The sequence below is a fragment of the Capnocytophaga gingivalis ATCC 33624 genome (genome assembly GCF_000174755.1).
GTDB lineage: Bacteria > Bacteroidota > Bacteroidia > Flavobacteriales > Flavobacteriaceae > Capnocytophaga > Capnocytophaga gingivalis.
In genome coordinates this window covers 18,863-33,119 of record NZ_ACLQ01000023.1, presented here as the reverse complement: position 1 = coordinate 33,119, position 14,257 = coordinate 18,863, and the positions used below count along the sequence as shown (strand labels likewise).

Annotated in this window: 16 protein-coding genes and 1 tRNA gene; 10 read left to right on the top strand and 7 right to left on the bottom strand. The window is 42.3% G+C overall.

All coding sequences use genetic code 11. The features are described from left to right. Window positions 1-51 precede the first annotated feature (51 nt). Complete coding sequence (gene clpB, locus CAPGI0001_RS09245; protein WP_002669173.1) at window positions 52-2,637, top strand: ATP-dependent chaperone ClpB; 2,586 nt, start codon at window positions 52-54, stop codon at window positions 2,635-2,637. A gap of 202 nt (window positions 2,638-2,839) precedes the next feature. Beyond that, a complete protein-coding gene (locus tag CAPGI0001_RS09240; protein ID WP_002669266.1) occupies window positions 2,840-3,109 on the top strand; it encodes a transcriptional regulator in 270 nt (89 codons plus the stop codon). Window positions 3,110-3,185: 76 nt separating this feature from the next. Here CAPGI0001_RS09240 and CAPGI0001_RS09235 read toward each other — a convergent pair. The 4 genes from CAPGI0001_RS09235 to CAPGI0001_RS09220 all read right to left on the bottom strand — a co-directional run bounded on the left by CAPGI0001_RS09235 (window position 3,186) and on the right by CAPGI0001_RS09220 (window position 4,293). Beyond that, window positions 3,186-3,259: transfer RNA gene (locus CAPGI0001_RS09235), tRNA-Ile, on the bottom strand. A gap of 98 nt (window positions 3,260-3,357) precedes the next feature. Continuing rightward, window positions 3,358-3,594: a DUF6327 family protein gene (locus CAPGI0001_RS09230; RefSeq protein ID WP_002669290.1), complete on the bottom strand. Its 237-nt coding sequence runs from the start codon at window positions 3,592-3,594 to the stop codon at window positions 3,358-3,360. Window positions 3,595-3,598: 4 nt separating this feature from the next. Continuing rightward, window positions 3,599-3,949 carry a hypothetical protein gene (locus CAPGI0001_RS09225; protein ID WP_002669195.1) on the bottom strand — a complete coding sequence of 117 codons (351 nt, stop codon included), beginning with the start codon at window positions 3,947-3,949 and terminating at the stop codon, window positions 3,599-3,601. A gap of 17 nt (window positions 3,950-3,966) precedes the next feature. Then, the gene (locus CAPGI0001_RS09220; RefSeq protein ID WP_002669188.1) at window positions 3,967-4,293 is read right to left on the bottom strand and encodes a YtxH domain-containing protein; all 327 of its coding nucleotides are present in this window, start codon (window positions 4,291-4,293) and stop codon (window positions 3,967-3,969) included. A 284-nt stretch (window positions 4,294-4,577) separates the two neighbouring features. Between CAPGI0001_RS09220 and accD the strand changes: the two genes are divergently transcribed. Further along, a complete protein-coding gene (accD, locus tag CAPGI0001_RS09215; RefSeq protein ID WP_002669238.1) occupies window positions 4,578-5,432 on the top strand; it encodes an acetyl-CoA carboxylase, carboxyltransferase subunit beta in 855 nt (284 codons plus the stop codon). Between the two features lie 44 nt (window positions 5,433-5,476). Here accD and dtd read toward each other — a convergent pair whose 3' ends face one another. The 3 genes from dtd to epsC are packed head-to-tail and all read right to left on the bottom strand — an operon-like array spanning window position 5,477 to window position 7,768. Beyond that, entirely contained in the window at window positions 5,477-5,932 is a 456-nt protein-coding gene (dtd, locus tag CAPGI0001_RS09210; protein ID WP_002669264.1) for a D-aminoacyl-tRNA deacylase, read from the bottom strand. Window positions 5,933-5,988: 56 nt separating this feature from the next. Next, window positions 5,989-6,912: a cysteine synthase A gene (cysK, locus tag CAPGI0001_RS09205; RefSeq protein WP_002669337.1), complete on the bottom strand. Its 924-nt coding sequence runs from the start codon at window positions 6,910-6,912 to the stop codon at window positions 5,989-5,991. A 31-nt stretch (window positions 6,913-6,943) separates the two neighbouring features. After that, a complete protein-coding gene (gene epsC, locus CAPGI0001_RS09200) occupies window positions 6,944-7,768 on the bottom strand; it encodes a serine O-acetyltransferase EpsC (protein WP_002669366.1) in 825 nt (274 codons plus the stop codon). Between the two features lie 252 nt (window positions 7,769-8,020). Here epsC and CAPGI0001_RS12985 point away from each other — a divergent pair, with 252 nt between their 5' ends. The 7 genes from CAPGI0001_RS12985 to CAPGI0001_RS09170 all read left to right on the top strand — a co-directional run bounded on the left by CAPGI0001_RS12985 (window position 8,021) and on the right by CAPGI0001_RS09170 (window position 14,225). Then, the gene (locus tag CAPGI0001_RS12985; protein WP_002669269.1) at window positions 8,021-8,143 is read left to right on the top strand and encodes a hypothetical protein; all 123 of its coding nucleotides are present in this window, start codon (window positions 8,021-8,023) and stop codon (window positions 8,141-8,143) included. A 36-nt stretch (window positions 8,144-8,179) separates the two neighbouring features. Continuing rightward, window positions 8,180-8,893: a pyridoxine 5'-phosphate synthase gene (locus tag CAPGI0001_RS09195; protein WP_002669372.1), complete on the top strand. Its 714-nt coding sequence runs from the start codon at window positions 8,180-8,182 to the stop codon at window positions 8,891-8,893. Between the two features lie 9 nt (window positions 8,894-8,902). Further along, a complete protein-coding gene (locus CAPGI0001_RS09190) occupies window positions 8,903-9,673 on the top strand; it encodes an alpha/beta fold hydrolase (RefSeq protein ID WP_002669219.1) in 771 nt (256 codons plus the stop codon). 7 nt (window positions 9,674-9,680) lie between these two features. Then, window positions 9,681-10,016, top strand: coding sequence for a phage holin family protein (locus tag CAPGI0001_RS09185; protein WP_002669168.1), 336 nt, complete (start codon window positions 9,681-9,683; stop codon window positions 10,014-10,016). 71 nt (window positions 10,017-10,087) lie between these two features. After that, window positions 10,088-10,801 carry a type IX secretion system protein PorG gene (porG, locus tag CAPGI0001_RS09180; protein WP_002669354.1) on the top strand — a complete coding sequence of 238 codons (714 nt, stop codon included), beginning with the start codon at window positions 10,088-10,090 and terminating at the stop codon, window positions 10,799-10,801. Between the two features lie 72 nt (window positions 10,802-10,873). Next, window positions 10,874-11,602: an undecaprenyl pyrophosphate synthase gene (gene uppS, locus CAPGI0001_RS09175; RefSeq protein ID WP_002669331.1), complete on the top strand. Its 729-nt coding sequence runs from the start codon at window positions 10,874-10,876 to the stop codon at window positions 11,600-11,602. A gap of 1 nt (window position 11,603) precedes the next feature. Next, complete coding sequence (locus CAPGI0001_RS09170; RefSeq protein WP_002669339.1) at window positions 11,604-14,225, top strand: BamA/OMP85 family outer membrane protein; 2,622 nt, start codon at window positions 11,604-11,606, stop codon at window positions 14,223-14,225. The last annotated feature ends 32 nt before the right edge of the window (window positions 14,226-14,257 follow it).

Genomic DNA, 14,257 nt, shown 5'->3' with positions numbered 1-14,257 from the left:
TAAGAACCTCACTCCTTAATAATTAATTATAACCCTTAAATTGTAAAGAAAATGAATTTTGACAACTATACTATCAAGTCCCAAGAGGCTATCCAAAGAGCTCAGCAACTGGCTCAGGGTCTTGGGCAACAAGATATCCAAGTAGAGCATATCTTCAAGGGTATCCAAGAGGTGGACAATAACGTACTGCCTTTTGTACTTAAAAAGTTGCAAGTGAATACCGCTACCCTATCTCAGGCGGTGGATAAGGCTTTGGCTTCCTATCCCAAGGTACAGGGAGGTCAAATGTCGCTCTCTCGTGCCGCAGGAGAAGTGCTTCTGGAAGCAAGTAATATTGCTAAAAAAAGGAATGATGAGTATGTTTCGATAGAGCATCTGCTTTTGGCTATTTTCAAGGTTAAAAATCAAGTAGGACAAGCGCTTAAGGAACAGGGAGTGACTGAAAAAGAATTTGAAAAGGTCATCACCGAACTTCGCAAGGGTGAACGTGTTACTTCCGCTTCAGCAGAAGATACCTACAATTCGCTCAATAAGTATGCGAAGAACCTAACCCAGTTGGCACACAGTGGCAAGCTAGACCCTGTCATCGGGCGTGATGAGGAGATTCGTCGTGTACTTCAGATTCTTTCCCGTCGTACCAAGAACAATCCTATGCTCGTAGGGGAACCTGGGGTAGGGAAGACAGCTATTGCCGAAGGACTAGCACACCGTATTGTCAATGGAGACGTGCCTGAAAATCTAAAAGATAAAACAATCTATTCCTTGGATATGGGGGCTCTTATTGCAGGAGCGAAGTACAAGGGAGAGTTCGAGGAACGACTCAAATCGGTAGTAAAAGAAGTAACTTCTTCCGATGGTAATATCATCCTTTTTATCGATGAAATCCATACTCTTGTAGGAGCAGGTGGAGGAGAAGGGGCTATGGATGCCGCTAATATTCTAAAACCAGCTTTGGCACGTGGAGAACTTCGCGCCATTGGGGCAACAACTTTGGATGAATACCAGAAGTATTTCGAAAAGGATAAGGCACTAGAGCGTCGTTTTCAAAAAGTAATGGTCGAAGAGCCTGATACTGAGAGTGCTATTTCTATTCTTCGTGGTATCAAGGAAAAATATGAAGCACACCATAAGGTACGTATCAAGGATGAGGCTATCATTGCAGCGGTAGAGCTCTCCGAGCGATATATTCCTAACCGCTACTTACCGGACAAGGCTATTGACCTGATGGATGAGGCGGCTGCTAAGCTTCGTATGGAGATCAACTCCAAGCCTGAGGAGCTCGATGTACTCGACCGTAAGATCATGCAGCTGGAGATTGAAATAGAGGCTATCAAGCGTGAAAATGATGAGGAAAAACTCCGCATGCTCAATGCTGAGGTAGGTAACCTAAGGGAAGAACGTAATGCTCTCTTTACCAAATGGCAGGGAGAAAAGACCCTTGTGGACGAGATACAAGCCGCCAAGAACAATATAGAAAACTATAAGATAGAGGCCGAGCGTGCCGAACGTGAGGGTAATTATGGTAAGGTGGCCGAACTCCGTTATGGGAAGATAACCCAAGAGGAAGAAAAGCTCGAAGCGCTTCAAAAGGAAATCGACAAGCATGAGATGACCATGATCAAGGAAGAGGTTACCCGTGAGGATATCGCTGAGGTGATTGCCAAATGGACGGGAGTGCCAGTAACCAAGATGATGCAGGGCGAGCGTGAAAAGCTCCTTCACTTAGAGGAAGAGCTTCACAAGCGCGTAGTAGGACAGGAAGAAGCCATCGCGGCTGTTTCTGATGCTATCCGCCGTAGCCGTGCAGGCTTGCAGGATCCTAAAAAACCTATAGGTTCTTTCCTTTTCTTAGGTACCACTGGGGTTGGGAAAACCGAGCTTGCCAAGGCCTTGGCCGAATATCTCTTTGACGATGAGAATGCCATGACACGTATCGATATGAGTGAATATCAGGAAAAACATGCGGTGAGCCGATTGGTGGGAGCGCCTCCCGGATATGTAGGGTATGACGAAGGTGGACAACTTACCGAGGCTGTGCGTCGTCGCCCTTATTCTGTAGTCTTATTGGATGAGATAGAGAAGGCACACCCCGATACATTCAATATTCTTTTGCAGGTCTTGGACGAAGGACGACTTACAGACAACAAGGGGCGTACGGCCGACTTCAAGAATACGATTATTATCATGACTTCCAATATGGGTAGCCACCTTATTCAGGAAAGTTTTGAAAAATATAAGGATACAGAGGAAGCCACCGAGAAGGCAAAAGAAGAAGTACTACAATTGCTCAAGCAAACAGTGCGTCCTGAATTTATCAATCGTATAGATGATATAGTAATGTTTACACCTCTTACTCAGGACAATATCAAGCAGATTGTACGCTTGCAGTTGGGTGGTATCATCAAGTTAGTAGCCCGTGAGAACATCACCTTGGAGGCTACCAATGAAGCGATAGATTACTTGGCTAAGCGTGGATATGATCCTCAGTTTGGAGCACGACCTGTAAAGCGTGTTATCCAGAAAGAAGTAATGAATGCTCTTTCCAAGGAAATACTCCAAGGAAAGATCAAGGCAGGTAGTCTGGTATTGATAGATTCCTTTGACAATGGCCTTGTCTTTAGAAATAAAACTGAATAGTTTTAAATTGTAATAATTTAGAGACACTTTTTACTCATAAAAAGTGTCTCTAATTTTTTTAATGAATTAGACTGATTGTAGAGAAGATTTTAAGCAAATTATGATTAATAAGTAAAGCCTCATAAAATTAGTGTAGATATATGTAGGGGCGAATGGCAATTCGCCCTATATAAGAAGAGCAAAAAATATTGACAAAATACTTATGGAGGAATGTGAAAAAGATAATGATTGGGATTTTGTCAATCGTTACAAAAATGGAGTAGAGTTTGTCTATGAAATAGAGTTGGACGGTATAAGCAAACAGCTTCCTGAACTCAATATGGCTGAGTTGGCACGCAGAATAGCCGTTAGCCCAGTGATGATAAGAAAATATGCAACGGGGAAAAGTAAGGCATCCGAAAAAAGACTTTTAGAAATTCAAAATGGAATAAGAGAGATAGGGAAGGAGTTGTCTCAGATAACATTGTTATAGTGATCCCTAGCTTAAGGCAGTTCTACTTACAAATAACAAAAGCACTTACATGATTGTAAGTGCTTTTTCTTTGAGGTGGTCCAGCTTGGGCTCGAACCAAGGACCCCCTGATTATGAGTCAGGTGCTCTAACCAGCTGAGCTACAAGACCTCGCTTTTTTCAGGGTGCAAAAGTACAACCTTTTTTGCATATATCAAAATTTTACACCTTATTTTTTTAAAAAAATAGTGTAAAATATTGGCTACTACCTATCTAAAAAATCTTCTAAGCAGAAATCCTGCTGCTAAGGAAAGAAGGCTCTTCTGCTTGCTCACAAAGGCTTGTGTAAGTTCAGAGACAGAGTCTGAGAACAACTGAGAAACGGAGAGATTGCGTACAAGAGTCTGATAGTCAGTCTTTAGGCACATCAAGTCTACGTCCTTTTTAAGCTTTAGGGCGTGTAGGTCTTTTTCTATTTCATCCAGTGAGGTGTATTTTCTTTCCATAGTACTATTCTTTGAAATATATTTCAGATAATTTTCCTAATATAGGCTTGTGTACAAAACTCTTTCTCCATTTGTAGATAACAAATAGAATGATAAGGAATACACTTCCCATGATGAGGAATCCTAAGGCCATACTACCGAGCCATTCTCCTAAAGCAAAAGCAGAGGCACAAGCTAAGAAAAACGCAATGATTAGCACAAAGAGGGCTACCACAAATAGGCTTACAAAGCCCATAGTGGACTTGGCTATGATACGGAATATATATAGCTTGTAGTACTCTGAATGAGAATTCAAGGTGGACTGTACCTCATCGGGGAGGGTCTGTGCGGTTTCCTTTAGTTGCTGGAGTGCCATAATGATTTGCTTAGGGGTTATTTTTGAAATTTAGCATTGGCCTTTTTTAGGTCCTCGAGTTTACGCTCTAAAGCATTGATAAGTTCCTCTGCCTTATAGCTAGACTTGGAAAGAAGTTTCTCTACATTTTCCTCCAAGGTGCCTTTGAATTTGAGCTTTTTCTCCTTCAAATCCTCATTCAGGTGAGTGAGACGATCTCTGAGATTGTCAGAAACTCCTTCTAAGGACTTGCGGATACGCTTGCGTGTTTTCTTTCCTTCGTCAGGAGCAAAAAGAATTCCTACTCCTGCACCAATAGCAGCTCCTACAAGCAGAGCAGCTAATGCATTTCCTACTTTAGACATAACGGTAATATTTAATATTTACTGCAAAGTTACATTTTTATTTCTAAATAAAAACATTTTAAGGTGTTATTTTTTTCAAAAAGAAATATTTTTCACAAAGAATTCGTATATATTTGATTTTCAATATGTTATAAATTGTGAATAAAAACTTGTCAATATTAACATAAAAAGAAATCGCCATCTGAGAAAAAAATAGTAACTTTGCCCTGCAAAAATTCTTAGAATGTATCTTGTGAAAGAGAACTATGTCAGAGATGGATATGGGCTAAGAGAATGAAAAATATATGTCTTGGTTTAAGAGAAAAACAAAGGGGATACAGACCGCCACAGAGGAGAAAAAAGATATTCCACAGGGATTGTGGTACAAGTCTCCTACTGGGAAAATTGTAGAAACAGAAGAGCTTGCTCAGAACTGTTATATAAGCCCTGAGGATGGCTATCATGTTCGTATAGGTAGCAAGGAATATTTTGAAATTCTTTTCGATGGGAAGTTCAGCGAGTTGGACAAGACCATGAAGTCCAAGGATCCTTTGGATTTTGAGGATACAAAGCGATACAAAGACAGGCTCAAGGAAGCTCAGAAGAAAACGGATCTATATGATGCTGTGCGCTGTGCAGTAGGAGAGTCCAAAGGGCGTGAGATTGTTATTGCTTGTATGGATTTTGACTTCATCGGAGGCTCTATGGGAAGTGTCGTAGGGGAGAAGATTGCCCGCGGGATCGACTATGCCATCAAGAACCGATTGCCTTTTATGATGATCTCCAAGTCCGGAGGAGCTCGTATGATGGAGGCTGCTTTCTCTCTGATGCAGATGGCCAAAACTTCCGCCAAGCTCGCTCAGCTTGATGATGCTGGCTTGCCTTATATCTCACTTTGTACAGATCCTACTACAGGTGGGGTGACTGCCTCCTTTGCTATGCTGGGGGATATCAATATAGCCGAACCTGGCGCACTGATAGGCTTTGCAGGGCCTCGTGTGGTAAAGGATACCACAGGAAAAGACTTGCCAGAAGGCTTCCAAACAGCAGAGTTTGTACAAGAACATGGCTTCTTGGATTTTATTGTCAATCGTAAGGAGCTCAAGGACAAGGTGAACTTGTATATAGACCTTGTGATGAACCTTCCAGTAAGAGCGTAAATATTGTCGAAACCTTATTTATAAAAAAATGCGTGATTTCTTCTTTAGAAGTCACGCATTTTGCTGTCGATAAAGATAGTAACAGGGCCATCGTTGCATAGGCTTACCTGCATATCGGCTCCGAATACTCCTGTGGCAATTTCCTTTCCTGATAGTTGTTGTAGGGTATGGACAAACTGCTCATATAGAGGAATTGCCCTTTCGGGTCTTGCCGCTCGAATGTAGGAGGGGCGGTTCCCCTTCTTTGTCTGGGCATATAGGGTGAATTGACTTACTACCATTAGGGCACCACCTGCTTCCTGTACCGAGAGGTTCATCACCCCATTATCATCGTTGAACAGACGGATTTGAGTTGTTTTCTTACAGAGAAAATCAATATCCTCTTGGCTATCACTCTCTTCTATACCTAAAAGCAGAAGTAGCCCTTGGGAGATCTGGGAATGAATCCTTCCTCCAATGGCTACTTGTGCTTCTTTGACTCGCTGGATAAGTAAACGCATAAATAATTGTTAGTCTTCAATGGTTAATTTCCAATACTAATGGGAGTCATTAATCATTAATTAGGGTTTTCCTCGAAGAGGTCAGCTACAGACCAGTAGCGGTCTCCAGAGTCATAGTTGACAGTAAGCACCACTTCATTAGCTTTGATTTCAGGGAGTTTCTTAGCGATAGCGGCTAAAGAAGTTCCAGTGGAGATACCTGCTAAGATACCTTCTGTTCGGGCTAAGCGGCGGGTATAGTCATAAGCTTCATCTTTATCAATGGTGATGATACCATCATAGATAGAAGTATTGAGTGTCTTAGGGATAAAGCCTGTTCCGATACCTTGTAGTGGGTGAGGGCCGGGTTTGTTTCCGCTAAGCACAGCAGAGGTGGCAGGTTCTATACCGAATACTTTGGTCTGAGGGAATTTCGCTTTGAGTATTTCTCCAATTCCAGAGAGATGCCCTCCGGTACCAATTCCAGAGATAAAGTAGTCTACTCCTTCGGGGAAGTCGCTCACGATTTCTTGTGCTGTCGTTAGGCGGTGTATCTCGGGGTTGGCAGGGTTTTCGAACTGTTGAGGTACCCAAGAATTAGGGATAGAAGCGGCCAATTCTTTGGCTTTCTCTACAGCACCCCCAGTACCTTTTTCTTTAGGAGTAAGCACAAAAGAAGCTCCATAGGCAGAGACCAATTTGCGGCGCTCCACACTCATGGATTCAGGCATTACCAGAATGAGCTTGTACCCTTTTACAGCTGCTACAAGAGCAAGACCTACTCCAGTATTCCCAGAGGTGGGTTCTATAATAGTGGTATCTTTGTTGATAAGCCCTTGTTTTTCAGCTTGCTCAATCATAGCCAAGGCGATACGATCCTTGATACTTCCTCCAGGGTTGCTCTTCTCAAGCTTAATCCAAACTTGGTGTGAAGGGAAAAGCTTGGCCAAACGAATCACGGGAGTGTTTCCGATAGCTCCCAAAATGTTGTTGTACTTCATAAAAATATAATTATAGGTTATGTATTAAGGTTTATATATGAAAAAATATAGGTTCAGGTGATAGGTTTTTTCCTTTGGTAATCATCTCACTCTTGTAATAGATTACGGTATAGGGGTCTATTCCTTCGGTAAGCCATACATTGCCCCCTATAGTGCTGTCGTGTCCTATATGTCCACTACCCAAGATGGTTGCTCCGGAGTAGATGACCACATTGTCACCAATATTCGGGTGGCGTACGGTATCTTTCTTATCCTTGGCTACCGATAGCGCCCCAAGGGTAACTCCTTGGTATATTTTTACATTATTACCAATCACACAGGTCTCTCCTATGACAATACCTGTTCCGTGGTCTATACAGAAATTGTCTCCTATCTGCGCACCAGGGTGAATGTCTATTCCGGTCTTGCTATGGGCAAATTCGCTCCACACGCGGGCTAAAAGCTTCAAGTCCTGTAACCATAGCTGATGGGCAAAGCGATGTACCACAATCGCATAGAAGCCAGGGTAAGCTATATATACTTCTTCCAAATTCTGTGCCGCAGGGTCATTGTCCAAGATGGCTTGTGCATCGCGGAGCAATCGGCAGTAGACCTCCTCTATAGAAGAGAAAAAGGTAGTGGTTGCCTGCTGAGCACGTTGGTTATCCCTGAAGTAGTCATAGATAATCTCGGAAAATTCCAATTGTTTGGCTTTCAGTTTTTGTTCTACCTCATAACTACATTGGCAAGGTTCTGTATCCAAGGAGAAGAGCAAGCGGTATAGACCATCTATGAAATCCTCTGCTTTTTTCTTTGGAAGCGTATTGGTAATATTGTTTCGCTGTGCTAATATGAGTTCCGTGAGTCGGTATTCCATTTTCTAATTTAAAAAAATAATCTTTTAATAAAAAAGATAGTAAAAAAATCTTTGCAAAGGTACATATTTTTTCCGAAAAAAAATTTAAAAGCATTTTTTTTCAAGAATTTTTTTTTATTTATTTTCGTTTTTAGTGAAATAAACTTGTAAATATATGATTTACAGGGTTTTGTAATTTATTATTTATCATTAATCATTGAGCATTAATTATTTGTCATTATTTTGTACCTTTGTCACGAAAATAGTATACAGATGATACAAGATATTATTACCTATGTTTTAGTGGCATTAGCCATTGTTTTTTTAGTAAAAAAATTCTTTTTCACTAAGAAAAAAAAATGTGGGGGAGGCCCTGATTGTAAATGTGGAGGATAATTTGTACCTTTGCCCCTTGTTAAAAGTTATATTCAAATGACAAAGCTCAGTGTAAATATCAATAAGATAGCTACTCTTCGTAATTCACGAGGCGGGAATGTTCCTAATCTGTTGCAGGTAGCTACTGATTTACAAGACTTTGGAGCGGAGGGGATTACCATACACCCACGACCCGATGAGCGCCATATCCGCTACCAAGATGCCTTAGATCTCAAGGAAATAGTACATACAGAATACAATATAGAAGGGAATCCGATTCCTAAGTTTGTAGACCTTGTCCTCAAGGTGAAGCCTACCCAAGTAACTCTTGTCCCTGATGCTGAGGATGCTATTACCTCCAATGCTGGTTGGGATACCCTTACTCATGGGGCATATCTGACGGAAATTGTTGCCGAGTTCAAGCGTCATGGGATTCGCACCTCTCTCTTTGTAGATCCTGTAGAACGTATGGTGGAGGCTGCTGCTAAAACAGGAACCGACCGTGTGGAACTCTATACAGAAGCCTATGCTCGAGAGTACGCTCGTGGCAACAAGGAGGGGATTCGCCCTTATGTACAGGCTGCTGAGGTAGCTCAGAAGGTCGGGTTGGGGCTCAATGCAGGGCATGATCTTAGTTTAGACAATTTACAATATTTCAAAGAGCAGATACCTGGCCTTTTGGAAGTCTCCATAGGGCACGCCCTCATTAGTGAGGCTCTCTACTTAGGCCTTCAGAATGTGGTGAGTATGTATCTGTATCGTCTCAAATAGTATAATAATATGGAGCTTATTAATTCTCAAATAGTAGGAGAGGGAAAGCCGCTAATTATCCTTCATGGTTTCTTAGGTATGGGGGACAACTGGCGTACCCACTCCCTTCACTTTGCTGAAAAAGGGTATCAGGTACATGTGATTGATGCTCGTAATCATGGGCATAGCTTTCATTCTCCTGAATTTTCGTATGCTCTTATGATGGAGGATCTGATTCGCTATATGGATTATCACCAGATCGCCTCAGCACCTCTTATTGGACATTCTATGGGAGGGAAGACCACTATGCTCTTGGCTGTCACTTATCCTGAGCGGGCTGAACGTATCGTGGTGGTCGATATGTCGCCTAAGTACTATCCAGTGCACCACAAGGTCATCTTGGATGCCCTCTCTACCTTGGACTTTTCTCAGATCAAGACCCGTGAGCAGGCTGATCAGCAGTTAGGCAAGTTCATCATAGATGTCCCTATACGCCAGTTCTTGCTTAAGAATGTCTATAGAAAGACAGCAGATCAGTTGGCCCTGCGTATCAACCTACCTGTACTGCGTGAGCGTGTAGCCGAGATAGGTACAGCGCTCCCAGTAGGAACTATCTATCAAGGGAAAACACTCTTTTTGATAGGAGGAAAGTCTCACTATGTATTGCCAGAGGATATGCCCCTGATCATGCAACATTTTCCTAAGGCTGAGGCTGTAACCATACCCGATGCTGGACACTGGGTACAGGTGGAAAAGCCTAAAGAATTTTTCGAGATTACTTATCAATTCCTACAAAAATAATCACAAAATGAAGTATATAGTCAATCTGATTATTACCAGTATTCTCATATTGGGGCTGAGCAAGGTATTGCCTCATATCCAAGTAAGGGATTTTTCGGATGCCTTGTTATTTGCCTTGGTAGTGGGAGTACTCAATATATTTCTAAAGCCGATCTTGATAGTACTTTCTTTACCTATTACCATGATCACCTTTGGATTGTTCCTCATCATTATCAATACCATTATTATAATATTGGCAGATAGGCTTATTGAGGGAATTCATATTGAGGGATTTTGGTATGCTGTACTTTTTAGTCTCTGTCTCTCAGCGGTACAATCTCTTTTGCAGGGCAATAATCAGTGATTAGTTCTTACTAAATCGAAAACCTAACCTTCCCCTGAAATTAACAATTAACGATTAACAATTATAGAGTAATGCATAAATATTTTCTTTGGTTGATACTTACCTGCTGTGCCATCACGAAGGGGTGGGGGCAGTATAATGAAATAGGGGTTTTCTTTGGAGGAGTGAACCCCATTGCGGACATTGGTTCTACTTATTATGTCTTTCCCACCAAGCCCGCTATAGGCTTACTCTACAAGCGCAATATCCGCAAGCAGCTCTCTCTACGTGCCGATATCAAGTGGTTTGACCTCTGGGATAGCGACCGTAGAGCCACCACCGATGCCCGCCGTAACAGGGACTTTGCTTTTCAGAATCGTATGGTCGAGATGGGAGCAGGTGTGGAGTATGATTTTCTGCATTTCGATACTCATGAGCCTTTTAAGCTTCTTTTTACCCCTTATGTACATACAGGCTTCTATTATTTCAAGATGGATCGATTGTATTTTGACGATATTACCACCCCCAGTCAGCATGCCAAGTATCAGACCTACCCAGAGCGTGATGAATCATGGGCAATACCTTTTACCTTGGGTGTCAAGACTCGCCTATGGGGATCCCGCTTCTTAGTAGGGGCAGAAGTGAGTATGCGCTATACCTTTACCAACAATCTTGATGGGAGTAAATCGGGCAAAGGGGTACACTTCGGCAACCTTAATACCAACGATTGGTACATGGTATCAGGACTATACCTTACCTATACCTTCGGAGCTAAAAAATGTAATTGTTTCGAATTTGCCAAATAAGATATAAATTTTTTCAGGTTTGCCAAAAAAATCATATCTTTGCACACTTGATAGTAACTTGCAGATAAGCCAATGGATATAGAAAGTAAAATGCTCCCCCGACATTTGGCAATTATCATGGACGGGAATGGGCGTTGGGCAAAACAACGAGGCAAACAACGCATTTTGGGGCATGAAAAAGGCGCTAAGACCGTGCGCGAAATTATACAGGAGGTAACCCAGTTAGGGATTCCTTACCTGACTCTCTATACTTTTTCTACAGAGAACTGGAAGCGCCCCAAACTGGAAGTGGAGGCGCTTATGCACTTACTATCTCGTTATCTTAAGAAAGAGGTGGAGATCATGCAGCAGAACAATGTACGCCTCAATGCTATAGGGGATTTAGAAAGCCTGCCTTCCAAAATCCAAAAGGAACTCCACAAAGCCATGGAAGCTACTAAGGGTAATACCAAGACTGTGGTAAGCTTGGCTTTGGGATATGGAGGACAACAGGAGATCCTCCAGATGGTACAACACATAGCTCGAAAGGTACAGCAGGGCGAACTCTCCTTGGACGAAATCACAGCTGAGAGAGTGCAAGCGGCTCTTTATACCAAGGAAATTCCCCCAGTGGACTTGCTTATACGTACCAGTGGAGAATGTCGCATTAGTAACTTCTTGCTCTGGCAAATAGCTTATGCTGAGCTCTACTTTACTGATGTCCTATGGCCTGACTTTTCTTCAGAGGAACTACATAAAGCACTTTTTAATTATCAAAATAGAGAACGCAGATTTGGAAAAACCAGTGAACAACTTAGTTAGTATGAGAAGAACTTTCATATACATTTTTGGGATACTTTTTCTCCATACCGCCTATGGGCAACAAGAGGAAACCCATCAGGCTACTACTGTGAGAGATACTCTCCAGTCGGTGGCTGTCATCGATACCCTCTCGCAGGAACAGAATCTTACCGCTTTGGAAAGAGGTAGAGATTTTGTCATTGGGGGCATAGAGGTCAAAGGGGCTAAGCACTACAATGCACAGACTATTATTGTTGCCTCTGGGCTGAAGGTTGGAGATAGGATTACCATCCCCAGCGAACGATTTACCCGAATCATTCATAAGCTTTGGAACTATCAGGTATTCAATGATATAGATATATATATAGCCAAAACAGAGGGGGATAAGGTCTTCTTGGAGTTTGTCATTCAAGAGATTCCTGAACTCACTGAGGTCAAGGTAGAGGGTATTCGCAAGAGAAAAGCAGAGGAACTCCTCAAAAAGCTTGAATTGGACAAGACTCATTTGGAATCCAGAAAGAAGGTCAATGAGAGCCTCATCGCCAAGACTAAGTCCTATATCACTGATAAGTATCGCAAGGAAGGTTACCTAAATACCAAGGTACATATTACTACTTCTCCAGCGGATTCCTTGGGTACCAAGGAACGTATGCTTATCCGTATAGATAGGGGTAACAAGGTGAAAATCAATAGCATATCTTTTGAAGGAAATGAAAAGTTTGCCGATAGCAAGCTCCGCCGCAAGATGAAAAAGACCAAACAACGCTTCTTCGGACGCTTCTGGAAACGCTCTAAGTATGTGCAAGATAAGTACAACGAAGACTTGGCTTCCTTGATTGATTTCTATAAGGAAAACGGATATCGTGATGCGCGTATCACTCATGATACTCTCTATGATGGCAAGGAGAATATCAACCTAAAAATATCTTTGCAAGAAGGGAAAAAATACTATTTTGGTGATATTAAGTTCCTCGGAAATAGTGTCTATAGCAACCAGATGTTAGATCACATATTAGGACTTAAGAAAGGAGAAGTATATAATGGTGTACAGCTACGCAACCGTATCAATGACCCTAAAGATCCTGATGCCAATAGTATCTCCAACCTCTACCAGAATACAGGGTATCTCTTCTCTCAGATCAATCCTGTGGAGACTTCGGTAGTGAATGATACGATCAATTTCGAGATACGTATCCATGAAGGGAAACCGGCTCACTTTAATAATATTACGGTAACAGGTAATACCACTACCAATGATAAGGTCATTTATCGAGAATTGCGTACACGCCCAGGGTACCTCTATTCCAAAGAAGATGTAATCCGTACCGTACGAGAGCTTTCTCAGTTAGGGATATTCGATGCACAAAGCATCAACCCTCAGATCAAGAATCCAGATCCGAACTCTGGTACAGTGGATTTAGAGTATGTGCTCAATGATACCAGTTCTTCTAGCCAGATACAGCTACAAGGAGGTTATGGGGGGGGAGGCTTCATGGGAACCCTTGGGTTGAACTTCAATAACTTCTCTATACAAAATATTTTTGATAAGAAGTCCTATAAGCCGCTCCCTATGGGAGATGCCCAGAAGTTAGCTCTCAATGTCAGTGTAGGGCGTGCTTATAGGGTGGCCAGCTTCTCTTTCATGGAGCCATGGATGGGAGGAGAGAGACCCGTTCAGTTCTCCATAGGGTTCAACTATTCGGTGAGCTATGACTATAACTATTATACCTATGATGTAGATAAGAGCAAGCGCTTCTATATCACAGGGGTTACTTTAGGATTGGCCAAAAGGCTCAGAGTGCCTGATGATTATTTCCAATTGGCTCAGTACGTCAGCTACAACTATTATGACCTAAGGAACTATAACACTACCCTCTTTACTTTTGGGAATGGACATTCGAATGCCTTGGCTTATACCGTATCGCTAAGTCGTCGCTCCAGTGGGCCTAACCCTATATTTCCTTTGGGAGGTAGTGACTTTACCATTACAGCCAAGCTCACTCCCCCTTACTCTCTTTTCAATGGGGTAGACTACAAGTCCCTCATGGAACAGCGTGCTGTGGCGGAGGCTAACAAGAATACCAACCGTATTGGGGAGATAGATCAAGAGCGCTTTAAGTGGTTGGAGTACTATAAGCTGCGATTACAAGGTAACTGGTATCTCAATCTCGTAGATAAGCTCGTACTGCGCCCTGCTGTGGATTTTGGTTACTTAGGATACTATAACAGAGACAGAGGTACTGTACCTTTCGAACGTTTCTTAGTAGGGGGAGATGGAATGTCCTACAACTCCTTAGAGGGTAGGGAATACATACAAATGCGTGGTTACCCGAACCAATCTCTCTCCTCACGCGATGGAGATGTGATCTATAACAAGTTCTCTTTGGAATTGCGCTACCCAATTACCCTCAAGCCTATGGCTTCCATCTACGGCTTGGTATTTGCAGAGGGGGCGAACTCCTTCGGAAGTTTCTCTCAGTACAATCCGTTCGATATCAAGCGCTCTGCCGGTTTTGGAGTGCGTATCTTTATGCCGATGCTAGGGCTCTTAGGGTTTGACTTCGGATACGGATATGACGGTATTAACGGAAAGACCACTCCTCATGGTTGGGAGACACATTTTATCTTTGGACAACAATTTTAATATAAGGTAATAGGTAATAGGAAACAGGTAAC

What these genes read in the sequence shown, in the direction of transcription:
- clpB (WP_002669173.1), top strand. Translation starts at nt 52, where the DNA reads ATGAATTTTGACAACTATACTATCAAGTCCCAAGAGGCTATCCAAAGA.
- CAPGI0001_RS09240 (WP_002669266.1), top strand. Translation starts at nt 2,840, where the DNA reads ATGGAGGAATGTGAAAAAGATAATGATTGGGATTTTGTCAATCGTTAC.
- CAPGI0001_RS09230 (WP_002669290.1), bottom strand. Translation starts at nt 3,594, where the DNA reads ATGGAAAGAAAATACACCTCACTGGATGAAATAGAAAAAGACCTACAC.
- CAPGI0001_RS09225 (WP_002669195.1), bottom strand. Translation starts at nt 3,949, where the DNA reads ATGGCACTCCAGCAACTAAAGGAAACCGCACAGACCCTCCCCGATGAG.
- CAPGI0001_RS09220 (WP_002669188.1), bottom strand. Translation starts at nt 4,293, where the DNA reads ATGTCTAAAGTAGGAAATGCATTAGCTGCTCTGCTTGTAGGAGCTGCT.
- accD (WP_002669238.1), top strand. Translation starts at nt 4,578, where the DNA reads ATGTCTTGGTTTAAGAGAAAAACAAAGGGGATACAGACCGCCACAGAG.
- dtd (WP_002669264.1), bottom strand. Translation starts at nt 5,932, where the DNA reads ATGCGTTTACTTATCCAGCGAGTCAAAGAAGCACAAGTAGCCATTGGA.
- cysK (WP_002669337.1), bottom strand. Translation starts at nt 6,912, where the DNA reads ATGAAGTACAACAACATTTTGGGAGCTATCGGAAACACTCCCGTGATT.
- epsC (WP_002669366.1), bottom strand. Translation starts at nt 7,768, where the DNA reads ATGGAATACCGACTCACGGAACTCATATTAGCACAGCGAAACAATATT.
- CAPGI0001_RS12985 (WP_002669269.1), top strand. Translation starts at nt 8,021, where the DNA reads ATGATACAAGATATTATTACCTATGTTTTAGTGGCATTAGCCATTGTT.
- CAPGI0001_RS09195 (WP_002669372.1), top strand. Translation starts at nt 8,180, where the DNA reads ATGACAAAGCTCAGTGTAAATATCAATAAGATAGCTACTCTTCGTAAT.
- CAPGI0001_RS09190 (WP_002669219.1), top strand. Translation starts at nt 8,903, where the DNA reads ATGGAGCTTATTAATTCTCAAATAGTAGGAGAGGGAAAGCCGCTAATT.
- CAPGI0001_RS09185 (WP_002669168.1), top strand. Translation starts at nt 9,681, where the DNA reads ATGAAGTATATAGTCAATCTGATTATTACCAGTATTCTCATATTGGGG.
- porG (WP_002669354.1), top strand. Translation starts at nt 10,088, where the DNA reads ATGCATAAATATTTTCTTTGGTTGATACTTACCTGCTGTGCCATCACG.
- uppS (WP_002669331.1), top strand. Translation starts at nt 10,874, where the DNA reads ATGGATATAGAAAGTAAAATGCTCCCCCGACATTTGGCAATTATCATG.
- CAPGI0001_RS09170 (WP_002669339.1), top strand. Translation starts at nt 11,604, where the DNA reads ATGAGAAGAACTTTCATATACATTTTTGGGATACTTTTTCTCCATACC.